The organism is Bifidobacterium sp. ESL0764, assembly GCF_029395515.1.
In the GTDB taxonomy this organism is placed as follows: domain Bacteria; phylum Actinomycetota; class Actinomycetes; order Actinomycetales; family Bifidobacteriaceae; genus Bifidobacterium.
This window is the reverse complement of sequence record NZ_CP113919.1, coordinates 1,456,702-1,480,438: the sequence shown is the minus strand read 5'-3', so window position 1 is coordinate 1,480,438 and position 23,737 is coordinate 1,456,702. Positions and strand designations below refer to the sequence as shown.

Genomic DNA, 23,737 nt, shown 5'->3' with positions numbered 1-23,737 from the left:
GGGAGAACCATCATGGTGACGGACAAGCAAACACTTAAACAGCCCGACCCTGCCAAGACGCAGGATGAGGCAGTGGAGAAGACGCAGGAGGAGAAAGAACTCGATGAACTTCGTTCGGATAGGTCGTTCCTCGGCTATCCCAAAGGCATAGCCTCGCTGGCAGCCGGCAATTTCTTCAATTCGATCTGCTGGGGCGCCTATGGCGCGGTCATGATCTACTATCTCTACAAGCCGTGGACCCAGGGACTCGGATTCACCCAAGGCGAGGCCGCGCAGCTCATCGCCATCGTCGGCGCCATCAATTCGATGTTCGGCATCGTCGGCAGCTGGCTGGCCGATCGCGTATTCGGAGCCCGTAAGGCATTGGTCATCGGCAACATCACCAAGGGTCTTTCCTGCGGCATCCTCGCCATTCCGGCGTTCTCGTTGTCGCAAGGCAGGGTGTTCGCGCTGGTCGGCATGATTCTGATGAACCTGCCCATCATGGGTGCCTCCAACGCCTCGCTGACCGGCCTGCTCTTCAAGCGCGACGACAGCCGTCGTGACGGTGCGTTCGCCGTCCACACCATCGCCAACAACATCGCAGGCTTCATCACGCCCATCATCGCCGCGCAGCTTGGCCTGATCAACTATCATTACGGTTTCGCCATCGGTGCCGTCGCGGCCTTCCTTTATGCCGCCGCCATCGCCATCCCAGGGCGTCGTTTCTTCGGCTCGCTTGGTGAGAAGCCTTCGCGTCCGCTTTCTACGACCGAGAAGAAGAAGTACAGCATCATCGCTGTGGCGGCCGTGGTCGTCATCGCCGTCATTGTCGCGATCGTGTTCGCCATGCACAAGGCCACCATCGGCTCCTTGGCCAATACCATCAGCTCGTGCACGTTCATCATCGCCATCGTCTTCTTCGCCGTCATCTGGAAATCGAAGCGCATCCAGGGCAAGGACCGCATGCATGTCGCCGCAATCTCGCCAATCATCATCATGCAGATCGTCATCGGCGTCGATTACGCGGTGCAGGGCACCACGTTGCTGATGTTCCTCGACCAGCGCATCAACCGCAACTTCTTCGGTATCGAGATCGCTCCTGGATCCTTCCAGACGGTCGTCGCCGTCATCGCTCTGATTGCCGGCGTGTTCTACAGCTGGCTGTGGGCCACCAAGCTCGGCGCGAAGTGGAAGTCCGTCGATCGTCTGTGGTTCGGCTACATCTTCCAGGGCATCTCGAACCTGCTGCTCATCGTGCCCACCGTGATGCTCAATCCCTCGATCAAGAAGTATTCGGTTTTCTGGATTCTGCTCTACTATGTCGTTTCCAATCTCGGAGGCTTCCCCTACGCGGTCGCTGCGAACTCCGCCATCGCGGCTGCGGCTCCGAAGTCCTATGAGACCCAGCTGCAGACCGGTTTCACGCTCGCTGCCTCGATCGGTACCGCCATTTCCTTGGTGCTTTTCGGCAAACTCACCTCGTTGGTTCAGCAACTGCCGTTGTTCCTGATTCTGGGCATCTGCGAGATTGTCGTCGCCGTGGTGATCATCGTCTTCCGCAAGAAGATGAGCAATGCTCTGCTGAGCTGACATTCAGCTTCGCATTGGGTGGGACATCGGCTGGTTTGTTTGGTCGGTGCCCCGCCCGATGCTACCTGCCCGGGAATCTTCCGTCATAAGAGACATCCGGGCAAGCCGGTTCAGGACCGGCAATATCATGAACAGATAGCGCTGCGTGCAAAGAAGTGCGGAGCGCATAAAGGAAAAGAAACAATATGAGCAATTACGATTCTGAACAGTTGGCGGCGCTGAAGGCTGCCGCGGCCGACAACAGCACCGAGGTGGCCAAACGCAAGCTGGCGGGTGGGCTGCGCTGCGAAGGCAAGGGCTTCGAAGACATCATTTTCAAGGACTGGGATCCCGACGTGTCCAAGGTGCGCTATGAGCGCAGCCCGTTGGCCGATGACGCCGCCAAGCACCGCGACCGCTTGGCAGGGGAGCTGCCCGGCGAGCGGCTGGTGATTCCCGCCGGTGTGCCTCGCCACCGCACCTGGGACATCGATTTCCTCTATCATCCGGGCACCGCTTTCACCCATCTGACCGGTCTCGGCAAGGATTACGAGTCCGGTGCCGTCCTGCTCATCGACCCGGTGGTGAATGCCGACGGCAGCATCGGCCACGACGACACCATCTATCTGGAGCCGTTCATCGACCGCACCAATCCGCGTTTCTTCTCGGATTCCAAGCACGGCGAGTTCTGGATCGGCCCGAGGCCGTTGCCGGAGGATTTCGAGATCATGAGCGGGATCAAGGTTCGCACCATCGACAAGCTGCCAGAGGCGCTGAAGGCCGGAGCAAGCCCGGACGGCATCCGCATTCGCCTGTTGCGCGGCCTTGACGAGGCCTTGGACGCCAAGGTCGACGCCGTGCGTCGGGAATGCGGCCTTGGCGACGCCAAGAGCAACGCCGGCGTGGATGCCGTGCTCGAGGAGCGCGAGGACGAGGGGCGCATCATCAAGACGAAGCTCGAGATCGAGGAGATTCGCAAGGCCGTGCGCACCGCCGAGCGTGGCTTCGACCGCGTCGCCGACATGCTGCCGGTGGCCCGCAAGGTCGAGCGCGGCGAGCGCCTGCTGGAGTCGACGTTCACCCAGTCGGCCCGTTACGAGGGCAATGAGGTCTCCTTCCCGACGAACGCCGGTTCCGGCCAGCACGCCACTATCCTCGACTATCACGCCAACAACGCCCGCCTCAAGGACGGCGACCTGTTCCTCATCGACGCAGGTGTGGAGATGGACTCCATGTACTGCTCCGACATCACGCGCACCTTCCCGGTCAACGGCAAGTTCACCAAGCCCCAGCGCGAGGTCTATCAGGCGGTGCTCGACTCATCGAACGCCGCCATCGCCGCGGCGAACAAGCCGGGTGCGGTCTACCACGACATGATCGAGGCCGTGATGGTCTCGGTGGCGCACTCGTTGGAGCGCATGGGCATCCTGCCGGTGAGCGCCGAGGAGGCTTTGCGCCCTGACGGCCACCAGCAGTATCGCTGGCTCTATCACGGCACGGGTCACTTCATGGGCATCGACGTCCATGACTCCTACCATTCGCGCGACGAGATGTATCCGTACAGTCCGCTGAAGCCGGGCATGGTCTTCACCTTGGAACCGGGGCTCTACTTCGACGAGGCCGACCTCTTGGTGCCCGAGCAGTACCGTGGCATCGGCGTGCGCATCGAGGACGATCTCGAGGTGACCGAGGACGGCGAGACCAAGCTCATGACGAAGTTCGCGCGCACCCCCGACGAGATCGAGGACTGGCTCGCGCACCATTCGCCCGACGACTATCTCAAGAGCTTCCTGCTGCCCAGCCTGCGCTGAGACGGCAGCCGGCTCCATCGGAATCAATGGTTCGTCACGACGTCGTAGCCGTGACGAACCTCGCGCGTATAACACGGACTTGTGAAGGAGCAAGGCAGTCATGCCTATTGTGTTTCATCAACGGACCAAGGTGTTCCATATATACAACCGGTATTTTTCGTATATCATCGACATCCTGCGCAACGGCCAGATCGGCCAGCTCTATTTCGGGGCCCCGCTTCGGGACCGTGAGAACTTCAGCCATATGCAGGTCAACGACCGTCGGGACATGGCATCCTGCGTCTATGCGGGTGACCAGAGCTTCTCGATGGAGGATATCAAGCAGGAGTATCCGGTCTCGGGCAACGGCGACACGCGCGATATGGCCGCCACCGTCGTCAATCCCGACGGCAGCCGCGTCATGGACTTCTCTTATGTCTCGCACACCATCACGCCGGGCAAGCCAAGACTCGAGGGGCTCCCGGCGACCTATGTGGACAATGACGGCGAGGCGACCACGCTGACGATCAGCCTGGCCGACCGACTCACCGGCTGCGGACTCGAGCTTTCCTACACGCTTTATGAGCGGCGGGCCGTCCTGACGCGTAACGCCAGGTTCGTCAATCGTGGCACGAAGGCGTTGGACATCGAGGCGGCCATGAGCGCCAGCATCGATCTGCCCGAATCGCGGTGGAACATGCTTTATCTGACGGGGGCGTGGGGAAGGGAGCGTCATATCCGCGAGCGTCCTTTGGCCCTTGGCATCCAGTCGATCTACAGCCTGCGTGGTCACAGCTCCCACCAGTTCAACCCGCTGATGGTACTTAAGAGGCCCGAGACCACCGAGGACGATGGCGAGTGCTTCGCGATGAGCCTGGTCTACAGCGGCAATTTCCTCGCCCGGGCCGATGTCGATAACTACCATGTCGCCCGTGTCATGATGGGCATCCATCCCCAGGGGTTCTCCTGGAGGCTTGGGGCGGGCCAAACGTTCCAGACCCCCGAAGTGGTCATCGTCTACAGCGGCGAAGGCATGAACGCGATGAGCCAGACCTTCCATGAGCTGTATCGCACCCGGTTGGTCAGGGGCTATTGGCGTGAGCGTACCCGCCCGGTGCTGATCAACAGCTGGGAAAGCACGTACATGAAGTTCGATGAGGATTCGCTCGTCGAAATCGCCGAAAAGGCCCACGATCTCGGCGTGGACCTCTTCGTCCTCGACGACGGGTGGTTCGGCCACCGCGACAACGACGAGTCGTCGCTGGGCGATTGGTTCGCCGACCGCAGGAAGCTGCCGCATGGCGTTCAGGGGCTCGCCAGACGCATCGCCGCCATCGGCATGGGGTTCGGCCTGTGGTTCGAGCCGGAGATGATCAGCGAGGATTCGGAGCTCTACCGCGCGCACCCTGACTGGGCGATGCACGTGCCCGGACGCCCACCGTTGTATGGGCGCAACCAGTTCGAACTCGACTTCACCAGGCCGGAAGTCGTCGACTACGTGGCTGGGAAGATGGAGACGATTCTCGGCACGGGGCTGGTCGGCTACGTCAAATGGGATATGAACCGTTCGATGAGCGATGTGTATTCGCCGTCCCTGCCGGCGGACCGCCAGGGCGAGGTCTACCATCGCCAGATACTTGGCGTCTACGCGCTCTATGAGCGTCTGACCGGTGAATTCCCCAAGGTGCTGTTCGAGTCCTGCGCCTCGGGCGGCGGTCGTTTCGATCCGGGCATGCTGTACTATGCCCCGCAGGGCTGGACCTCCGACGATTCAGACGCCGTCGAGCGGCTTGGGGTCCAATACGGCACGTCCTTGGCCTATCCGATCTCGAGCATGGGCAGCCATGTATCGGCGTCGCCCAACCAGCAGGTTTTCCGCGACACGCCGTTGAAGACCCGCGCTGACGTCGCCTATTTCGGCACATTCGGCTACGAGCTGGACGTCAACAAGATCGATGCGGGGCAGCAGGAGGAGATTCGGCGTCAGATAGCTTTCTTCAAATCACATGCCGAGCTGATTGGCCATGGCCTGTTCTACCGGCTCATCAGTCCCTTCGGCCCCAATCCGGTAGGGCTTCCCGAAGGGTCCGAAACCGCCTGGATGGTCGTCTCGCCGGACAGGAGGCATGCCTTGGTCGGCTATTATCGCGCACGCCAGCCCGTCAACGAGGGGTATCGGGCGCTGGCGCTGCGTGGGCTGGATCCGGAATGTGAATATAGCGTTCACGACACGGCCTACCGTATGCCGCGCGTCGACGGGGAGCGGTTCTATGGAGACGAGCTGATGCGGCGTGGTTTCGACATCTCCGATTCCGGATTCGGGCCATGGACGACGTGGATACGTCAAGGGGACTATCAATCTCGTCTTTTCGAGGTCGACGCCTGCCGGTCGTAGGACGGTTCGACCGCGCTCGAACGGACAGGGGTGCGGCCTCAAGAAACGAGGAAAAGAGGAAGTCATGAAACCATCGTTGGAGTGGCTTGACCAGCCGCGGACCTTCAGGGTCAACGAACTGCCGGCGCATTCCGACCACCGTTGCTACGCGGACGCAGGGGAGGCCGAGAGCGGCCGTTCCAGCCTGGTGCGGTCGCTGGACGGCCAATGGCGTTTCCACTACGCCGAGAACCCCGGGGCGATCGGGGAGGGGTTTTATGACTTGTGCTCGGATGAGGAAGGGTTCGGCCTCATCGAGGTGCCGGGGCATATCGAGCTTTCCGGCCACGCGCAACTGCAATACACCAACACGGCCTACCCGTGGGAGGGCTCGGTGTTTCGCCGCCCGGCGTACACGACGCCTCCCGACGACCCGCAGGCCGGCAGCTTCTCCGAGGCGCCCGACAACCATGTCGGTCTCTACCGCCGGCATTTCGAGCTTGACCAGACGTGGGCGTCCCGTCCGCTGCACATCCGCTTCGAGGGCGTCGAGCGCGCGTTCTACCTGTGGTGCAACGGCGAGTTCGTGGGCTACGCCGAGGATTCGTTCACGCCCAGCACTTTTGACCTGAGCCCCTATGTGCATCAGGGCGACAATCTCATCGCGGTGGCGGTGTTCCGGCATTGCACGGCCAGCTGGATCGAGGACCAGGACTTCTTCCGCTTCTTCGGCATCTTCCGGCCGGTGAGTCTGCTTTCCCTGCCGGCCACGCACGTCCAGGATCTTGACGTCAAGCCGACCTTGGAGCAAGATGACCGGCTCGGCGTGCTCAACGTCTCCGCGACGCTCTCACCGGTGAGCCCAGGATCGCGGGTGGAGATCGAACTGGCCGATAGGAACGGCGAGGTGCTGGGCGGCAGCCAGACGCTCCAGGCATGTGAGCATGTCGTCTGGCCGGCGATCACGGTCGACGATCCTCATCTCTGGTCGCATGCCGACCCCTACCTCTACACCCTCACCGTCACGGTTCGTGACGCGCGGGGCGCCGTCGTCGAGGTGGTGCCCCAGGAGGTCGGCTTCCGCCGTATCGAGATCGGCGCGGACAAGGTGGTGCGGCTCAACGGCGAACGGCTGAGAATCAACGGCGTCAACCGCCATGAGTGGAGCGCCGTGAGAGGGCGCGCCATCAGGCAGGCGGACATGGATGCCGATATGGCGACGATCCGCGCCAACCACATCAACGCGGTGCGCACCTGCCACTATCCCGATCAGCTGCCGTGGTACCGGATGTGCGACGAGGCCGGCATCTACGTGATGGCCGAGGCCAACATGGAGTCGCATGGCACCTGGTCCAAATTGGGCGGCATCGACGGGTCGTACAACGTGCCGGGCAGCTTCCCGCAGTGGCGTGAGATGGTGATCGATCGCGCCAGGACGCAGTACGAGACGCTCAAGAACCATCCCTCGATCCTTTTCTGGTCTCTGGGCAACGAGTCCTATGTGGGCGAGAACATCGCGGCCATGAATGAGTATTACAAAAAGGCCGACCCGACCAGGCCGGTCCACTACGAGGGGGTCGTACACAACCGGGAATACGAGGGCCGCGTCTCGGATTTCGAGAGTCGGATGTACGCTTCGCCCGACGACGTCGCCGCTTATCTTGACGATCATCCGAAGAAACCTTTCATCTTGTGCGAGTACATGCACAGCATGGGCAACTCCGTCGGGGGATTGGCCGACTATATGGCGCTCTTCGACCGCTACCCGCTCTATGTCGGCGGATTCATATGGGATTTCAAGGACCAGGCGCTGCAGGTGCGCGATCCGTCGACGGGCCGCAAGGTGATGCGTTACGGAGGCGACTTCGACGACAGGCCCACCGAGCGGCAGTTCTCCGGCGACGGCCTGCTCTTCGCCGACGGCAGTCCGAAGCCCGCGATGCAGGAGGTGAATCGGGAGTATGGCAACAATGAGTGAAAAAATCGCCGTCATCATCGACGAGGAGATGATCGGCCTGCACGCTGGTGGTGTCGCTTGCCTGTTCGATTACGGCGAGGGGCTGGTGTCGCTGAGGGTCGGGGGCCGTGAGTGGCTCTACCGCGCGCCGCGGCCGACCTTCTGGAGGGCGACGACCGACAACGACCGCGGCAACGGGTTCTCTGTCCGTTCGGCGCAATGGGTTGGAGCCGAACTGTTCAGTGCGGTCAAGGGTCTGCCCAAGCTGCAGGTGGACGGCAAACCGGTCGTCATCCCCTATACTCCCGCCGACGGCAGCACCGGCGGAAAGCTGGAGGCCTCCGACGTCTCGCTGAGCTATGTCTTCGTCACGCCCACGAATCCGTCGACCAGCGTGGATATATGTTACCGCTTCGATGCCACGGGCCGGCTTTCGGTCCGCGTCCGCTACCACGGCCAGCCCGGCCTGCCGCAGCTGCCGGCGTTCGGTCTGAGGATGGTCATGCCGACGCCGGCCACCGGGTTCGCTTACTTCGGCCTGCCCGGCGAGACCTACCCCGACCGTCTCGGCTCGGGGCGTCGTCAGCTGGTCGAGGTCGAGGGCATGCCGGTCACCCCGTATCTGGTCCCGCAGGAATGCGGTATGCGCACCGATGTCGATTGGGTCAGGATCACCCGCGAGACGACCCTGAACAACGCCGACGCCTCACGCGCCCTGTACAGCCTTACCGTCGCTAGCGTCGACAGGCCGCTGTCGTTCACCTGTCTGCCCTATACGCCCCTTGAGCTGGAGAATGCCGACCACCAGGAGGAGCTGCCGCCCGTCAGGCGCACGGTGCTGACGGTCTACGGCGCCGTGCGTGGCGTCGGCGGCATCGACAGCTGGGGTGCGGACGTCGGTGAACGCTATGCGATCAGCGGCGAGCAGGACCTGGAATTCGGCTTTGCCGTCACGCTCTGATGTGTCGGTAAGAAAGAGAATCGGTCTCATTCATACCGCCGCGTCGTGCTCTGCGGCATCGGGTTGATGCAAAAAATATCCACCTAATGACAATTTCGGAACCTTGCCGGTTTCCGGTGCGGAACCATAATGGAAAAGTTATGTGTCCGGCATTGCCGTCCGCTACAACGGTCGTCACGCGACAACCGTTGCCAAAGGCGATCGGGCGGTGGTTCTGGATGCGAATCATTGCGAGAAAGAAGCAATATGAAGAAGGAACGAACCTTCCTGGGTCATCCGCTTGGCATGGGTGTCCTGTCGGTGGTGCAATTCGGCAAGGGGTTCGCCAACTATGGCGTTTCCTCGATTCTGATCTACTATCTGTATAAGCAGGCGGCACAGGGTGGCCTGGGCTTCAGCGAGGACGTCGCCTCGCAGCTCACCACGGTCTACACCACGCTCTCCCTGCTCGCCGGACTTCTGGGCGGCTATCTCGCCGACCGGTTCTTCGGCCTGCAGCGGGCGATGTTCTGGGGCAACCTCTCGCTGTTCGTCGGTTGGGCCCTGCTCGCCGTCCCGCACGGCGGCATCCCGTTCTACTTCGCCTCCCAGGTGGTGCTGCTGATCGGCTTCGCCTGCATGGGCAGCGCCCAGAACGCGTTGGTCGGCAGAATGTACAGCAAGGACGATCCGAAGCGTGACACCGGTTTCGGCATGCTCTACGTGGTCAGTAATGTCGGCGCGATCTCCCCGATGATCACCGGCGCCATCGCCATGGCGTTCAACTACAACGCCGGATTCGCGCTCGCCGCCCTGGTGCAGGGCGTCTGCTTCCTGACCTATGCGCTGTTGCATAAGAAGGTGTTCGGCGACATCGGCGCCGAGCCCACCGATCCCTTCCCTCCCGAACAGAAGAAGAAGGACATGACGGTTCTCGTCGTGGCCCTCGTCGTGGTGCTGGTCGCCCTGATCGTCCTGTTCGCCACCGGAATCCTGACGGCCAAGACCTTCAGCAACGGTGTGAGCACCATCAGTGTCTTCATCCCGTTCGTCTACATCATCTACATCGTGCGCAGCAAGAAGACCAACGGTCGCGAGCGTGTCCGCATGGGCGCTTTCGTCATCTTCTTCATCGGTGTGGCGCTGACCGGCATGATCTTCTACCTGTCCACCAGCGTGCTCGCCGTCTATGCCGAGAAGAACGTGAACACCACCCTGTTCGGTATCCACTTCTCGCCGGCGAGCTTCCAGACGGCCAGCGCGATCTTCGCCGTCGTCTTCGGCTCGTTCTTCAGTTGGCTTTGGCAGGCCCTCGACCGTCACCAGCCGTCCACGGCCGTGAAGTTCGGTGTGGGCGTCTTCTGCTACGGCTTCGGTCCGTTGTTCATGGCCATTCCGCTTTCCATGCTTTCCAATGGCGGCCGTCAGAGCCCGATGTGGCTGATTGCCTTCTACGCCATCATCACCATCGGCGAGGCCATCGTCTCCCCGTTGGGCGGCTCGGTGAGCTCCAAGCTTGCGCCGCAGGCGTTCCTGGCGCAGGTCGTGACGGTCTGGAACCTGGTCAATTCCACCGGTTCCGGCATGGCCACGCTGTCGATCAACTTCTATCAGAAGGGCCACGAATCGATGTTCTTCATCGTCATCGGCGTACTGACCTGCCTGGTCGGCTTCATCATCTGGCTGTTCAGGAGCCGTCTGAACAAGATGCTCGAGTAGTGCAATCGCACTGATTGCGCAATGGCGGGTCGTTCGTTCGGTCACGGTGGTGATCGGATGGACGACCCGCTTCGTTGTCTTGGCACCATCATGAGTTCTGGCGCCGGGTCGGGGCGGAACCGGATTGGCGGGAACCGCCTTCATGCTCTTTTGGGACCGGGGTTGCCATAAGCTTGATATCGGGACGGGTTCTTCTATTGTCACGAGGTCCCGGCCGCCGTGGCCAGCAGGCCGGCGCGCGCCGGGTACACCATGACGGACGAACACAGACTTAGACAGACAACCGCAGACAACGCGACAGCAAGGAGTTCTTATGGCAAGCGATATCAACGACGTCACGGTGGGATTCATCGGTTTCGGCAACATGGCGCAGGGCATCGCCAAAGGTCTGGCCAACGGGGGAGTGATCGACGGCTCGCAGATCGTCGCCAACTCCGGCCATTTCGACAAGGTGCAGGCCGCTACGGCGTCTATCGGCGCCAAGGCCACCCATAACGCCAAGGAGACCGTCGTCGCCTCGGATGTCATCGTCGTGGCCGTGAAGCCTGGTCAGATCGAAACCGCGCTCGCCGATGTCCTGGACGATCTGAAAGCCGAAGACAAATTCGTGGTCTCCATCGCCGCAGGCCGCAATCTTGACTATTATCAGGGGCTTCTGGGTGACGGTGCGCACGTGCAGTGCGTTATCCCCAACACACCCATCGAGGTCGGTCAGGGCATCCTCGTCACTGAGAACGCGAACACGCTCACCGATTCCCAGCGTGAGACTTTCGAGGCGCTGTTCTCGCCGATCGCCTTGATCGAACGGGTCGACACCCCGCTGATGGACATCGGCTCGTCCGTGGCCGGCTGCGCGCCCGCATTCACCGCCATTTACATCGAGGCGCTCGCCGACGCCGGTGTGAAGTACGGCCTGAAGCGCGAGACCGCCTACCGTCTCGCCGCCAAGATGACCGAGGGCGTCGGAGCGCTTTACATGGCCACCGGCACCAACCCCGGAGCGATGAAGGACGCGGTCTGCTCGCCGGGCGGCACCACCATCAAAGGCGTCACCGAACTGGAAAAGCAGGGTTTCCGCGGCGCGGTGATCAGCGGCGTCGACGCCATCCAGAACGGCTGACCGGCGGCAATAAATGTATGGCCATGGCGTGTGTCTCCTCGAGGCGCGCGCCATGACGTTTTTGCGGCGTTTCTGCGCATTTTTCGGTTATAAGATATGCTCTGAAACGCAAGTGCGGACGCCGATGCAGGAGCATTTGAAACCGGCGCAGTTGCGAACGCAAACGGTGATGAGCCTCAATCGGCAGAAAGGAGGCCGGCATGGCAAGGATGATATTGGCGTCCCGCGTGCTGCCGGCCCTCCACGCGTTGCGGCGAGGGCTCTCCCGTCGCCATCGCGACCCGGCGTCGCCGAAATGGCGGATCGCCTATATCCCCGCCGCCGACGACCACGAGCTCAGCCGCTGGTTCCGCCCTCTGGTCCGTCTGGCGATGCGGCTCAACGGTTTCCGGGTTCGCACCGTCGATTTGGCGACGACGATGCGCGACGAGGTCAAACGTTCCCTGGCCGCGTCGGATGTCATCTGGGTGGGTGGCGGCAACAGCTTCCATCTGTTGCATGAGCTGAAACGCAGCGGCGCCGGACGTGTCATCGCTTCTCTGGTGCACGCCGGCAAACCCTATGTCGGCGTCTCGGCCGGGGCCGTCGTCGCCGCTCCCGACATCAGCTATATCGAGCCGATGGACGATCGCGCGGTTGCAGCCGACCTCGACGACACCGCCGGTCTCAATCTAGTCGATTTCCGTGTCATTCCGCACCTCGATCATCCATTCATGGGACGTGCCGCCCGGCTCATCGCCTCGCTGGAACGGCGGCGCGGGCATGTCACGCACGTCCTTGAAGACGCATGGACGGTGGTTGTCAACGACGCCAAGGTGCTTATCCATCGTCGGTAGTGGTAGGAAACGCATGCTTTTTGTGGGGAGTGTGTCTCGTCTGATTTCATCCCATTGTATTGTTTCGCGTCTTACGTCATGGGATTGCCGTTGAGGCTGTGGTCGCCGGGTGGGGGTGTCGGCCGTTCCACGGAAACTGATGTGAGAATGCCGTGCCGTTTCCGTCGCTTCGGTTCGTCAATATCCCTATGATGGATATTGCTATGTTTGTGCAAAGCCATTTTGAAGGAGGGCCGGCGATGCCACATCGTTCAGTATCGAGGCACGATGGACGTAACACTGTCGGGAAAGGTCGGCAATCGCTTCTCGTCCGTGCGGTGTTTGCCGGGTTGGCGCTTGCGGGTGCAGGTATCTGGGCCATGTCGCCAAGGTCTTGCAAAGACCGCGAACGCAATCGTGTGCCGGCCATGCCGGATGTCTGGTATGCGCATCGCGGGCTTCACGACGCCGGTTCTGGTCTGTCTTCGCAATACCGTGAAAGCGACGGGGAATATATCAGACTCGCCCGTCGTATGGCCCGCAAGGCCGGGTATGGTGCGGGTCGGGAAAATGATGAGCGACCCATCGCCCCGGAAAACTCGCTTGCCGCCTTTGCCGCGGCCTGCGAGGCAGGATACGGCATCGAACTTGACCTGCAGCTCACGGCCGACGACAGGGTCGTGGTGGCTCATGACCCGGACCTGCTGCGTGTGGCCGGTTGCCCTCAACGTGTCGCTGATCTGACATACGACCAATTGCGTCATATCCCGCTGTTCCCGAACCCGAGCGTATACGGGGATGCCAAGGCCGAGCCTCTTTCGCAAGCCGAGTTGGAGGCGGAGAAGATCATGCCGTTGCCGCAGCAAAGCCAGTACCAGCACGTCCCGCTGTTCTCTGACGTGCTGAAGGTTGTAGGCGGGCGTGTGCCGATTATCGTCGAGTACAAATTCGAAGGCAATTCGTGGGGCGCTCGCCAACGCTTGCTGATGGAAAGCGGCGACAAGCTGCTGCGTGACTATGACGGAGCGTATGTGGTGGAGTCGTTCAATCCGCTGGCCATGCGTTGGTATCGGCAGAACCATCCCGAGGTTTTCCGCGGACAGCTTGCCGTTTCATCGCCATTCCCGATTGACCGAAATACTGATTTGCAGACGAATCTGCACTCGCTGCAACGTGGCATCATCCCTTGGATCGCGGGCAAACTCGGCTTCAACTGGGTGTCGCGTCCGGATTTCGTGGCCTATGACTGGCATGGTGGTCGTTCGCCGCAGCTGCGCTTGGTTCGTGCGTTGGGTGCCGTGCCGGTGGCTTGGACCCCGCGTAGTGCCGAAGAGCTCGAACATTGCGTTCGTGATTTCGGCTACTTCATTTTCGAGTCGTTCATACCGTCGGAGAGCTGAAGTATTAGCCGGTTCATAAACAGAGTGCGTCCGGCATGTTTCCATTTGCCGGACGCACCCAAAGATCCACTATAATATCGGTTTTCTAGACCGTCGTTTCCTTGTTTTCGCTCTCCTTCGAGATATCAGATGGGGAAACGTCCACTTCATCCAGGGGGATGATGTGGGTGTGGTACTTGATCTTGTAGCCGATGTAGAGGATCAGGACCAACGGCAGGCCGATGTAGGTGATGCCGATCTGCTGCCAATCCCAGTGGACGAACGCGTCGATGTTCTGCCCGCCGATCACCACGATGCACAGGATGAGCGCGATGATCGGGCCGAGCGGGAAGAGCTTCGCGTGGTACTTCAGCTCCGAAAGCTGGTGGCCTTGCTTGATGAACGCGCGACGGAAGCGGAAGTGGCTGATGGCGATGCCGACCCAGGCGATGAACCCGGTGAGTCCCGAGGCCGCGACGAGCCACATGTAGATCTTCTGGCCGAAGATCGAGGCGGCGAAGGTGGCCAGCGAGATGATGGTGGTGACGATAAGCGCGGCCAGCGGAATGCCGTGTTTGGTCGTGCGCGAGAAGAACTTCGGGGCGTAGCCGTCGCCGGCCAGCGAATAGAGCATGCGGGTCGAGGCGTACATGCCCGAGTTGGCCGCCGAAAGCACTGCGGTCAGCACGATGGCGTTCATCAGGCTTGCGGCGAAGGCGAGGCCGGCGCGCTTGAAGACCAACGTGAACGGCGACATCGCGATATTGCCGTCGGCCGCCGAAAGCAGGTTCGGGCTGGTGTAGGGGATGAGCGCGGCGATCACGAAGATCGAGAGGACATAGAAGAGCAGGATGCGCCAGAAGACGCTGTTGATGGCCTTTGGCACCGCGTGCTCCGGATCTGCCGATTCGCCCGCCGTCACGCCGATGAGCTCCGTGCCCTGGAACGAGAAGCCGGCGATGAGAAAGACGCTCAGGATGGCCGGGAACCCGCCGACGAACGGGGCGTCCTTATAGGTGAAGTTGCCGAAGCCGACCGCAGGATGGAACATGATGCCGAAGATTATGGCGAAGCCCAACACGAGGAAGACGATGACGGTGATGACCTTGATCAGCGACAGCCAGTATTCCGTCTCGCCGAATGCGGAGACGGTCAGGGCGTTGATCAGGAAGATGACCACCAGCACAATGAGGCTCCAGATCCAGCCAGGAGTGTGAGGCAGCCAGTATTGGATCAGGAGGGCCGCGGTGGAGATGTCGACGGCGACGGTGATGGCCCAGTTGAACCAATAGTTCCAGCCCATGGCGAAACCGAGCGCCGGGTCGACGTATTTGGCGTTGTAGGTGGCGAAGGAGCCGGAGACCGGCTGGTTGGTCGCCAGCTCGCCGAGGCTCGTCATCAAAAAGTAGACCATGATGCCCATGGCGATGTAGGCCACCAAGCCGCCGCCGGGGCCTGCCTTGGAGATGGTGGAGCCCGAGGTCATGAACAGGCCGGTGCCGATGCAGCCGCCGAGCGCGATCATCGAGACGTGGCGGGTCTTCAGGTTGCGTTGCACGCCGCCGTTGCCTGTCTTGCCTTTGTCGCCAAGCGAGGGGATGGGGTGCGTGGCCGCGGCCTTGATGTTCGGATCGGCCGATTGGTGTGCTGCTTTGCCGGCCTTCGCTCCTGTCGCCGTAGACTGGGACGAAGTGCTGGTTCCACTTTCGGTATGGTCGGTTGTTGCCGACATACTGCTTTCCTTCCGGTAGGGAAGAAGCCTACAGAGATGCGAATGGCCGTCAGTGCATTTGTCGCTTGAAGCCGAGCTATGATATTGAGCCACGCCTCATCGCGAAAAAGCCTACAACGATTCTCATCGATAGCGCTCCGCGGCATTGGCCGCGACAGTCCTGGATCTCTTGGACCCAGGCCCAACTTCCCGCCGCGGAGGCGACCGGAAATTTCGGCTGGACTCCCTTTCGCCGGCCTTCGCGGGCACCGCCGTGCCTCTGGTCGGTTACTGATGGGTTCAGCGACCTCTTCTGTGATTGATGATAAGAGTGACTATAGGTGGTTTTCGCGACAAATCTGCCCAATACAATCAGCTGCTGGACGTTTGAGGACGCTGACCGCTTATGCGCGTCCCGATTTGCGCGGTTGGGTTGCCGGTTGGAGCATTTGCCGCCGTTGTCTTGTTGACTATTTGCTGACGTCAGGCAATCGGACCGTTGCTATACTCGTCGTCTGTCTACAGGTTCCGCACGATGCCGATGAACAGCGGGACTCCGTCAGGGGTGTCGTATTCGTAGAGGAACGGATGGTCGACGATGAATGTTTCGATGTTGACTCTTCCTGGATTCGGTGCGCCGGTCAGCATCGCGACTTTGGTGTATGCGGCGGCTTTGACACCGGTTTCGCCCACATCGATGCTGGTGCCTTGGATGACTTGCTGAATAAAGAACTGCTCGCTGCTTGCCATTTTGGAGAAATTCGCACTGGACGAGTCAAATGCCGAACGGATTCCCAACTTTTTTAAGGTCGGTATCGTGTCGTCAAACGTGTTGGCCACCTTGAATTTCGGAAGTTCAAGGTCGACTTTGGTCTCCTCGCTTTTTGCGTTGAACATTGCGCGTAGAAAGTCGGTTTTCCCAGCCAGGTTGCTTGCCGCTGACTTCTGGTCGGGCAGCACGATTTTCAATGTGGAACCGTCGTCGAATTTTTTGTCGACACGTCTGAATCCTTTGCCTCTGGCCATGTCCATCGTCGCTTGCTGACTCATCATGGGAATCGTCGAGTCTCCTTTCATTCCATGGAACGGTTGGTCAGTCGTGTCGTCCGCATCGAATGGATCCTGCCATTTTCCGTTGGCATATACAGTGTTGAGAAGTGTCAAGGTGGAGTTGTTCGAAGCGAAATCGGGCTTGAGGATCCCATGCGTCTTCCTGTCCACCCACGAGCTCATTTGTCTGGAGGCATCGCCTGAGACCGTTTTCATGTCGGCGTCGAAACCGGTCCTCATGGATTTTTTGTAATCCTTATCGAGCGGATGGCCTTTCTGGACCCATATCGAATTGTCGGTCTGCATCCTTGATTTGCCATGGCGTCTGCCGTTGATGGAGAGCATCAGCGAATGGCAGTCATCCGTATTGGGCTGCGCGCCGTTGTCAAGGACGGATTGCAATTCGGTTTTGGTGGTTCCTGCCGATCCCTGCTCGGCCATCGAAAGCGCCGTCCACATCGATGTGGGGGAATAGTTCGTATTGCCTTTTTCGTCGGCCAGCTTCTGATCGGTGAGGAAGAGGGATGAACTGTCGTATGCGAATTGCTGGACGCTGGTTTTGGCGGTTCTGCTCGGTGGTATCGCCTTGGGGTGAAGGACCAGTGCCCAAGTCCCACACGCCGCTGCAAGGAGGAGGGCCGCAATGACGCATATGCTCAGTATCCGTGTCATCATGCGGGGAAATTGGCGTTGGCGCCGTGGTTTCAAGCTTTCTGGTTCGGGTGGCATCGGGGAAGATCCTGCGGATACGGAGTTTGTCGCATGGCTGAGGCTTTCTTTGTCGCGATTTTGCGTTGTGCCATGTCCGTGCCTGTTGAAAGCGACATATTTTCTCATGCGTGTCCTTTCATCGCCGATGATGCAACTATTGCGGGCGCAATGACCGTTGATTCCATTCTAATAGGATCGTCGTTTTCGTCCGTCTCGGCGCTAGACTTGAGGTATGTCTTTAACTATCGGAATCGTCGGTCTGCCGAACGTCGGCAAGTCCACCATGTTCAACGCTTTGACCCGCAACAACGTGCTTGCGGAAAACTATCCCTTCGCCACCATCGAGCCCAACACGGGTATCGTGCCGCTGCCCGACAAGCGGCTTCCCGTGCTGGCCAAGCTGGTGGGCACCGAGAAGATCGTGCCGGCCACTGTCACCTTCGTCGACATCGCCGGCATCGTCAAGGGCGCCTCCGAGGGCGAAGGCCTGGGCAACAAGTTCCTGGCCAACATCCGCGAGGCCGACGCGATCTGCGAGGTCGTGCGCGCCTTCAAAGACGACGACATCGTCCACGTCAACGGCCGTGTCGACCCGTCCGACGACATCGACACCATCAACACCGAGCTGATGCTCGCCGACCTGCAGACCATCGAGAACGCGCTGCCCAAGCTCGAGAAGGAGTTGCGCGGCAAGAAGGTCACGCAGGAATATATGGACGCGGTCAAGAAGGCGCAGTCGATTCTTTCGGAAGGGGAGACCATCGACCATGCTGCATCCGCGGGTAAAATCGACAAGGCCGACATCTATGACCTGCATCTGATGACCGCCAAGCCGTTCATCTACGTCTTCAACGTCGACGACACCGAGCTGGGTGATACGGACTTCCAGAAGAAGCTCGCCGATTCCGTCGCGCCTGCGCAGTCGATCTTCTTGAACGCGCAGTTCGAGTCTGATCTGACTGACCTCGACGAGGCCGACGCCCGCGAGATGCTTGAGGATGCGGGCTTGAAGGAATCCGGCCTCGACCAGCTGGCTCGCGTGGGCTTCGACGTGCTCGGCTTGCAGACCTTCCTCACCGCCGGTGTCAAGGAAGTGCGCGCCTGGCAGATTCACCAGGGCTGGACCGCCCCGCAGGCCGCCGGCGTCATCCACAGCGATTTCGAACGTGGCTTCATCAAGGCCGACATCGTCTCCTACGACGATTTCGTCGCCGCCAAGGGCAGCATGAACGAAATCAAGGAGGAGGGCAAGCTCCGCCAGGAGGGCCGCGACTACGTGATGCAGGACGGTGACATCGTAGACTTCAAGTTCAACGTGTGAGCCTGCAATAGTTCCAGCTTTCAAAAGCGGCCTGATACTTTTGCCGGTAGCGGGCCGCTTTTGTTATCTCGAAATTGATTGATTGAATGATTCAATCAATATAAGGGAAATCATATATAAGAAGGATAGCGGTGTCTACACAGATGTCTTAATGTATTATATGTCGGTAAGAAGAAGTCTGAATATAGCTGTCAATGAGGAATAATGGATAAGCTGGATTATTTGATTCGAACGCTGTCAAGGACGAAGCGTAAAGACTATGAAAATTATGTCGTGAATGCGGTTTGGAATAGACTCGACATGGATGACGTAAAGCCAGTGACGCAACAAGTAGTGTTGTGGAATGATGATCACCGTTCATTTATCGACTTGTTTTTCCCTCAGATCATGATCGGAGTGGAATGCGATGAATCGTATCATGAACTTCAGCGAGGGCATGATATCGATAGAGAGCTGACGATTGTGGATGTGCTACGGCAAATCGGTGAGGGAGAATATCGCGCTATACATATTGATGTGTCCAAATCCTATGAAGATGTTGAAAATGAAATTGACGATTGTGTAAAAACGATACGTAGGGAAGTGGAAAACAGTAAAAAACAAAATGACTTCAAGCCTTGGGTTGGGGCTCAAACGTATAAGCGATTTTATGAAGACCGTGATGCGATAACAGTATCGGATGATATTGGATTTCCAACTATTGCGGATGCGGTTAATCTCATTTGTGGCTCTGATTATAAAGCATTTCAAAGTACTTGGTTTATTCCCAAGGCATTGAGGCCGTTATATGGAGACCGATATAGAGTTTGGTTTCCTAAACTGGCGGTCAATCATAAAGCCGTTTCAAAGGGCTGGAATAACCAGCTGATTGATAAGAGCCATATTGAAGAATACAACGAAAATACCAACGTCATTGATGATGTCAAGCCGAATGACATGCGTATTACTTTTGCTAAAAGTATTGATCCCATCACTCGAGTCAATGAATACCGTTTTGTCGGAGTTTTCCGGCGCGTCGAAAACAGTGCAGACGGTTTACGCAAACAATATGAACGTATTGCAGATACATTCCCGATTCATCGGGGAAAGGCCTCCTGATGCGGTGCGCTGGATGCAAAGGCTGCTGTACTCGGTAATAGTGAGAGCCGGTGTTCTTTGTCTATTTATACACTGAGAATGGACGCAGAGAGGGAGGAAGAACCGAAATGAGCGAGTCTGCAGAAGATCTTGTCCTGCTTGGCGATCGTTCAGACGATGCGATTGCCGAATCGTTGTCTGACTTGATTCCTGTGGTGTCGAAGATTGATCGGCTGCGACAAGAGGGAAGCGATGAATTGTTGAATGCTTCCCAAATGTATCATAAATCCGAAAGCCGGTTTTACATTTTTCTTGTTCTTTCGGTTTCCCTGTTTATGCTTGGCATAGGTCTTTTCGGCTTATTCTGGGATGGCAGAGACTATACTCTTTCGCTTGTTTTTGGCTGTCTTTTCGTGATAGCGGGGTTGGTCTTTCTGGTATTGGCCATGAATAAGCGGCAAGCCATGATGGATTCGATGGTTCTATTGCCTCAAAAACGAGTGCAGGCGAAGGAATCGCTCGAAAAGGCTGATGCGTTAAGGCAGCAGTATTTGCATGAGCTGCAAATAATACCTGCTGATTATCAGCATGAGCGTGCTCTTACGCGTCTTATCTCCATTTTCGAAGACGATGATCTCTCGTTTGACGAAACGGCGGAACAATATGAGCAAGAGCGTCATCGGCAGATTATCAAGAATCTGAGAGCGCAACAGGTCGGGCAATTACGCCGACGTAATAGGACGGAGAAAATGACCAATCTGGCAAAGGCTGCCAATCTTGTCGAAGGTACTCATGTGCTTAATAAATATGGCGATAAGATCGATGAATTGAATCAGAAGATTGACGGGTTGGAACAATCTCACATGAATTGAGCTTGATGAGGAGAGGGAGAAGGTATGATGGCGGAGAATTCCCTGTCTGGGAGAAGACAGCATAGACCAAAAATAAAAGAGTACGATACTGCCGGTTTAATTCGGCTATTTTTATCGCTGGAACGGTATTATCAGGTCCGAGAGGTTGCTGAGGATAAGAGGAAAACGCTTGAAGCGGCAGAAGAACGTGCTAAGGGGCTACAGACGGGTTCGGTTGTCGTGATTGTTATTGGTTTTGTTGCTCTCCTGCTCACTGGAGTTATTTGCATCTTTTCCCAGAGCTGGCGGTTTGCCGCATTCGGCGGAGCGCTGGGAGTCGCCTTCTTTGTTTGGTCAGGTATTCTTTCCAAACGAAGCCGGACAGTTCAAGTCGAGGTTGCTTATGCGCAGAGAGATTGTGATGAGTCGGCGGACGCATTGGCTTGTTTGAAAGATGAAGGACAACGATTGCAAAGTCTGTTGCCCGACGGATACGATGACTCATTCGCAGTTAATAGCATGCTGAAGGCCTTGCTTCGTGGCAGAGCCAAGACCTTTGCTGAGGCCAAAAAATATCACGATGTCTGTGTGCGTCGTGCGGAAGACGAATTGCATGAGTATGAGTTGATGACCCAGTTCAAAGGGCAGGCCGATAATGCGCAAATCGGATTGTTGCTTGAAGGCGCACAGTTTGTGGGATTGCTTCATGCAAGTCATAAAGTGGATGATTGAAATAGCAAAAGCCGTTTTAGTGAGATTTGCAGGTATGAACCTGCATCAGGATCCCTGTGATAGGAGAGTAGCGGGATGAAAAATGACAGAGTCAGAGTGCTGTCTATTATCGGAGCTCTGCTTTCCGCAATGGTGATGATGGTCGGCCTGGTAACCACGATGATGCCTGCGAACGTAAGTGTTTCTGCAGACAATGCAGAGCAGAGTGAGTCGACTGATGATGATTCAGAAGATGAGGACTCTCCGGATAGCAGTTCTGATCTGGATAGCGGTTCAGACGCGAACAGTGATTCAAGTGATGCGGCGAAACAGATGGAGGCGCGAAGCCGTGAACTTGAGAAAAGACAAAAGAACGGTTATTACGGTTCCGATGCTCAAGAATATGCACCCAAGGATTCCCAAATGAATCCTAAAACCGATGTTGCTCGCGCGTATTGGGCGTGTAGCCCACAATCGTTGATGGACGATATGAATTTCAGATATCAGCTTTCTGATGATCAGTCTGAAATGACTCTAAGGCTGACCAAGCCTTATGACGCTAATCTTAAATGTATCGCTGATAATTTGGAAATATATCAAGGCAAGATTGTTAACGATCAAATGAAGGACCATAAATGGCATAACTTCAACGTCGCCAATTTACAATTCAAGAGTAGGATTATGGGCGATAGCGCCGATAAAGGCTGGCTTGATTTAATAGTCAAGGAGGATGTAAATTCGCCTTCAAAAGGCTCTGAGCAGGATCTTAACAGTTATAACGGCAGTGCCGACCCTAACAACCACAACGACACTTCCGCATACTGCAACACATTGACTGGTGACAGCAAACTTCAGTGTGAGTCGATGAATGAATACGGAAATGGCAGTTGAGATTAGTTCTCAGCCACTGGCTTGACTATTGGTTGCTCTGGTTCCACCCGCTAAGCCAGCTGATGACAGCAGGATTGTCATCGAGATACCAAGCACTCAATTGGTCGTTGAAGATGTCCCGGTCTGGCAACTCCACTGGTACGGCAAGTACGTCGGATGAACCCAGTTTGAGCAGCAATCCGTTGGCTGCGAGCAAAGCGGTGCGCTTGTTGCCGTCGCCGAACGGTTGCATCTTGGCCAGAGTCGCGAACATGTGCGAAGCACGTTGCAGGGCTGATGAATCTTGGTCTATTTTGATGGAACGGCCAGTATCTGAAGGCAATGCAGTGTCATTGCACAAAACAAGATTCAGTTCCTGCTCGATTGCCGCGGCAGAAGGCACAGGCGGGGTATAGGTGCCTCGGCGGGTGGAGACGATGACGTTTTCCGCCGTTCTTAGAACGCCAGGCTCCATGGCTGCGGTGCGGGTCATTTTCGCGTTGATGCCGGTGAACCATGCCAGATCCATAGGCCGTGTCGAATAGTCGTATTCGATGACATACGAGGAGGCGTCTTTCAAATCGCAAAGCAGTGCATAGTCGTTGCGCGAACCGACGACGTTGGGATTGCCGGTGCGCAGAAACTCTTCGGTTGCCATGCGCGAGGTATTGAGCCCGTCAAAGGTGCGTCCCATCCGGTACAGCAGTCCGGCGAGCCCTTTGGTAGTCATCAGAGGAGAGGCAATATGCTGAATTGTCATAGCTGTTCTCCTGACTGATGTGATAAATCGAAATCGTATTGTGAATGATTGCGGTTCACAGTGACTTTTCGATTATAGATGATATTGAGAAAGACTTCTTTCAAGGTTGCTGATTTCCTCTACAATGAGATTTAGGACTAGGACTAAAAGAGGTGATCGAATGCCGGAAGTAAGCAGATTTTTCGGAATCATCATCAAGATGGTGTATCAGGATGAAGGCAAACATCATAAGCCGCACGTACATGTGAAGTATGGTGATTTTAAGGCTTCCATCGGCATCGATGGTGAAGTGTTGGCGGGTTCTTTGCCGGAAAGACAATACAAATTGGTGGCCGCGTGGCTTGAATTGCATGAGAGTGAATTGTACCTTGCATGGAATGAAGCTATAAGCGGTAAGCCTTTTAATAAAATAAAGCCCTTGTCATAAGGAGATTTTGATGTTCGTACATGATGGAATCGTTTATGCGGATTCTCCGAGTGGTGAATTAGAGGTCCTCGATGCTCATGCGACCGGGGACTATACCATGGTGGTTACGTTTTCGAACGGGAAAACTCGGCTTTGCGATTTTAGCGAAATGTTTGATGATGTTCCCGCGTTTGCCCCGTTGCGTGACGAGGCTGTTTTTGAGCATTTTCAGTTGGAAGACGGTGTACTGACGTGGCAAGATGGATCTATCGATATCTCTCCGTCGTATCTTTATAATCATTCTTACGAATATGACGCTCATGGAGCGTTGGTTTCCGCCTGAAATCTTATTCTATGGAGTTGCTGCCATGTGTTTTAAGAAAATGTGTCGGCGGTTTTATAAAATTTCGGCCATGTGATTCTTCTTTTTTCCTAAATGACTCGCAGAACCGATGCCGTATCTTATAAAGTCTTAAGCTGTAGTTTTCTAGTGGATGAATGGCTTAACCGTTAGAATACTGGTGGTTAAATGAGCAAGATAACGAGTTCTGACAGGCTTCGTAGCAGATAACCGGACTATAAATCTCGCAGCCTCGAGTCCGCCGATTCGCTCTGTGCGCGTAA

The 23,737-nt window shown here is 57.4% G+C and carries 19 protein-coding genes and 1 riboswitch; of the genes, 16 read left to right on the top strand and 3 right to left on the bottom strand.

The window, feature by feature from the left end:
• The first annotated feature begins 12 nt into the window (after positions 1-12).
• The 9 genes from OZX71_RS05630 to OZX71_RS05590 all read left to right on the top strand — a co-directional run bounded on the left by OZX71_RS05630 (position 13) and on the right by OZX71_RS05590 (position 13,666).
• Positions 13-1,572 carry an oligopeptide:H+ symporter gene (locus OZX71_RS05630; RefSeq protein ID WP_277146535.1) on the top strand — a complete coding sequence of 520 codons (1,560 nt, stop codon included), beginning with the start codon at positions 13-15 and terminating at the stop codon, positions 1,570-1,572.
• Between the two features lie 185 nt (positions 1,573-1,757).
• A complete protein-coding gene (locus OZX71_RS05625) occupies positions 1,758-3,362 on the top strand; it encodes an aminopeptidase P family protein (RefSeq protein WP_277146536.1) in 1,605 nt (534 codons plus the stop codon).
• Positions 3,363-3,462: 100 nt separating this feature from the next.
• Complete coding sequence (locus tag OZX71_RS05620; RefSeq protein ID WP_277159636.1) at positions 3,463-5,736, top strand: alpha-galactosidase; 2,274 nt, start codon at positions 3,463-3,465, stop codon at positions 5,734-5,736.
• 64 nt (positions 5,737-5,800) lie between these two features.
• Positions 5,801-7,693 carry a glycoside hydrolase family 2 TIM barrel-domain containing protein gene (locus OZX71_RS05615; protein ID WP_277159635.1) on the top strand — a complete coding sequence of 631 codons (1,893 nt, stop codon included), beginning with the start codon at positions 5,801-5,803 and terminating at the stop codon, positions 7,691-7,693.
• A complete protein-coding gene (locus OZX71_RS05610; protein ID WP_277159634.1) occupies positions 7,686-8,633 on the top strand; it encodes a beta-galactosidase small subunit in 948 nt (315 codons plus the stop codon). The genes OZX71_RS05615 and OZX71_RS05610 overlap by 8 nt, the downstream gene beginning before the upstream one ends.
• A gap of 246 nt (positions 8,634-8,879) precedes the next feature.
• On the top strand, positions 8,880-10,331 hold the full coding sequence (locus OZX71_RS05605; RefSeq protein WP_277146540.1) for an oligopeptide:H+ symporter: 1,452 nt from the start codon (positions 8,880-8,882) through the stop codon (positions 10,329-10,331).
• Positions 10,332-10,644: 313 nt separating this feature from the next.
• Positions 10,645-11,451: a pyrroline-5-carboxylate reductase gene (proC, locus tag OZX71_RS05600; RefSeq protein WP_277146541.1), complete on the top strand. Its 807-nt coding sequence runs from the start codon at positions 10,645-10,647 to the stop codon at positions 11,449-11,451.
• Positions 11,452-11,651: 200 nt separating this feature from the next.
• The gene (locus OZX71_RS05595; protein ID WP_277146542.1) at positions 11,652-12,287 is read left to right on the top strand and encodes a Type 1 glutamine amidotransferase-like domain-containing protein; all 636 of its coding nucleotides are present in this window, start codon (positions 11,652-11,654) and stop codon (positions 12,285-12,287) included.
• 239 nt (positions 12,288-12,526) lie between these two features.
• Positions 12,527-13,666, top strand: coding sequence for a glycerophosphodiester phosphodiesterase family protein (locus OZX71_RS05590; RefSeq protein ID WP_277146543.1), 1,140 nt, complete (start codon positions 12,527-12,529; stop codon positions 13,664-13,666).
• Between the two features lie 85 nt (positions 13,667-13,751).
• Here the strand turns inward: OZX71_RS05590 and OZX71_RS05585 are convergent, their stop codons facing one another.
• Entirely contained in the window at positions 13,752-15,377 is a 1,626-nt protein-coding gene (locus tag OZX71_RS05585) for an amino acid permease (protein ID WP_277159633.1), read from the bottom strand.
• 122 nt (positions 15,378-15,499) lie between these two features.
• Positions 15,500-15,677, bottom strand: a riboswitch (Lysine riboswitch).
• 198 nt (positions 15,678-15,875) lie between these two features.
• Positions 15,876-17,081 (bottom strand): serpin family protein, encoded by a 1,206-nt coding sequence (locus OZX71_RS05580; RefSeq protein ID WP_277159632.1) that lies wholly within the window; start codon positions 17,079-17,081, stop codon positions 15,876-15,878.
• A gap of 268 nt (positions 17,082-17,349) precedes the next feature.
• Between OZX71_RS05580 and ychF the strand changes: the two genes are divergently transcribed.
• From ychF to OZX71_RS05555, 5 genes are all read left to right on the top strand, one after another.
• Complete coding sequence (gene ychF, locus OZX71_RS05575; protein WP_277159631.1) at positions 17,350-18,438, top strand: redox-regulated ATPase YchF; 1,089 nt, start codon at positions 17,350-17,352, stop codon at positions 18,436-18,438.
• Positions 18,439-18,642: 204 nt separating this feature from the next.
• Positions 18,643-19,536, top strand: coding sequence for an AbaSI family restriction endonuclease (locus tag OZX71_RS05570; RefSeq protein WP_277159630.1), 894 nt, complete (start codon positions 18,643-18,645; stop codon positions 19,534-19,536).
• 107 nt (positions 19,537-19,643) lie between these two features.
• Positions 19,644-20,387 (top strand): DUF308 domain-containing protein, encoded by a 744-nt coding sequence (locus OZX71_RS05565; RefSeq protein WP_277159629.1) that lies wholly within the window; start codon positions 19,644-19,646, stop codon positions 20,385-20,387.
• A 24-nt stretch (positions 20,388-20,411) separates the two neighbouring features.
• Complete coding sequence (locus OZX71_RS05560) at positions 20,412-21,098, top strand: hypothetical protein (RefSeq protein ID WP_277159628.1); 687 nt, start codon at positions 20,412-20,414, stop codon at positions 21,096-21,098.
• A gap of 75 nt (positions 21,099-21,173) precedes the next feature.
• Positions 21,174-21,968, top strand: coding sequence for a hypothetical protein (locus OZX71_RS05555; protein ID WP_277159627.1), 795 nt, complete (start codon positions 21,174-21,176; stop codon positions 21,966-21,968).
• Positions 21,969-21,993: 25 nt separating this feature from the next.
• Here the strand turns inward: OZX71_RS05555 and OZX71_RS05550 are convergent, their stop codons facing one another.
• The gene (locus OZX71_RS05550; protein WP_277159626.1) at positions 21,994-22,707 is read right to left on the bottom strand and encodes a Fic family protein; all 714 of its coding nucleotides are present in this window, start codon (positions 22,705-22,707) and stop codon (positions 21,994-21,996) included.
• 160 nt (positions 22,708-22,867) lie between these two features.
• Here OZX71_RS05550 and OZX71_RS05545 point away from each other — a divergent pair, with 160 nt between their 5' ends.
• Both OZX71_RS05545 and OZX71_RS05540 read left to right on the top strand, forming a co-directional pair.
• Positions 22,868-23,134, top strand: a complete 267-nt coding sequence (locus OZX71_RS05545; protein WP_277146551.1) for a DUF4160 domain-containing protein — start codon at positions 22,868-22,870, stop codon at positions 23,132-23,134.
• A gap of 10 nt (positions 23,135-23,144) precedes the next feature.
• Positions 23,145-23,456, top strand: a complete 312-nt coding sequence (locus tag OZX71_RS05540) for a DUF2442 domain-containing protein (RefSeq protein WP_277146552.1) — start codon at positions 23,145-23,147, stop codon at positions 23,454-23,456.
• The last annotated feature ends 281 nt before the right edge of the window (positions 23,457-23,737 follow it).

Excerpts from the sequence above, each read along its gene's own strand:
- OZX71_RS05630 (WP_277146535.1), top strand. The coding sequence starts at position 13 with ATGGTGACGGACAAGCAAACACTTAAACAGCCCGACCCTGCCAAGACG.
- OZX71_RS05625 (WP_277146536.1), top strand. The coding sequence starts at position 1,758 with ATGAGCAATTACGATTCTGAACAGTTGGCGGCGCTGAAGGCTGCCGCG.
- OZX71_RS05620 (WP_277159636.1), top strand. The coding sequence starts at position 3,463 with ATGCCTATTGTGTTTCATCAACGGACCAAGGTGTTCCATATATACAAC.
- OZX71_RS05615 (WP_277159635.1), top strand. The coding sequence starts at position 5,801 with ATGAAACCATCGTTGGAGTGGCTTGACCAGCCGCGGACCTTCAGGGTC.
- OZX71_RS05610 (WP_277159634.1), top strand. The coding sequence starts at position 7,686 with ATGAGTGAAAAAATCGCCGTCATCATCGACGAGGAGATGATCGGCCTG.
- OZX71_RS05605 (WP_277146540.1), top strand. The coding sequence starts at position 8,880 with ATGAAGAAGGAACGAACCTTCCTGGGTCATCCGCTTGGCATGGGTGTC.
- proC (WP_277146541.1), top strand. The coding sequence starts at position 10,645 with ATGGCAAGCGATATCAACGACGTCACGGTGGGATTCATCGGTTTCGGC.
- OZX71_RS05595 (WP_277146542.1), top strand. The coding sequence starts at position 11,652 with ATGGCAAGGATGATATTGGCGTCCCGCGTGCTGCCGGCCCTCCACGCG.
- OZX71_RS05590 (WP_277146543.1), top strand. The coding sequence starts at position 12,527 with ATGCCACATCGTTCAGTATCGAGGCACGATGGACGTAACACTGTCGGG.
- OZX71_RS05585 (WP_277159633.1), bottom strand. The coding sequence starts at position 15,377 with ATGTCGGCAACAACCGACCATACCGAAAGTGGAACCAGCACTTCGTCC.
- OZX71_RS05580 (WP_277159632.1), bottom strand. The coding sequence starts at position 17,081 with ATGATGACACGGATACTGAGCATATGCGTCATTGCGGCCCTCCTCCTT.
- ychF (WP_277159631.1), top strand. The coding sequence starts at position 17,350 with ATGTCTTTAACTATCGGAATCGTCGGTCTGCCGAACGTCGGCAAGTCC.
- OZX71_RS05570 (WP_277159630.1), top strand. The coding sequence starts at position 18,643 with ATGGATAAGCTGGATTATTTGATTCGAACGCTGTCAAGGACGAAGCGT.
- OZX71_RS05565 (WP_277159629.1), top strand. The coding sequence starts at position 19,644 with ATGAGCGAGTCTGCAGAAGATCTTGTCCTGCTTGGCGATCGTTCAGAC.
- OZX71_RS05560 (WP_277159628.1), top strand. The coding sequence starts at position 20,412 with ATGATGGCGGAGAATTCCCTGTCTGGGAGAAGACAGCATAGACCAAAA.
- OZX71_RS05555 (WP_277159627.1), top strand. The coding sequence starts at position 21,174 with ATGAAAAATGACAGAGTCAGAGTGCTGTCTATTATCGGAGCTCTGCTT.
- OZX71_RS05550 (WP_277159626.1), bottom strand. The coding sequence starts at position 22,707 with ATGACAATTCAGCATATTGCCTCTCCTCTGATGACTACCAAAGGGCTC.
- OZX71_RS05545 (WP_277146551.1), top strand. The coding sequence starts at position 22,868 with ATGCCGGAAGTAAGCAGATTTTTCGGAATCATCATCAAGATGGTGTAT.
- OZX71_RS05540 (WP_277146552.1), top strand. The coding sequence starts at position 23,145 with ATGTTCGTACATGATGGAATCGTTTATGCGGATTCTCCGAGTGGTGAA.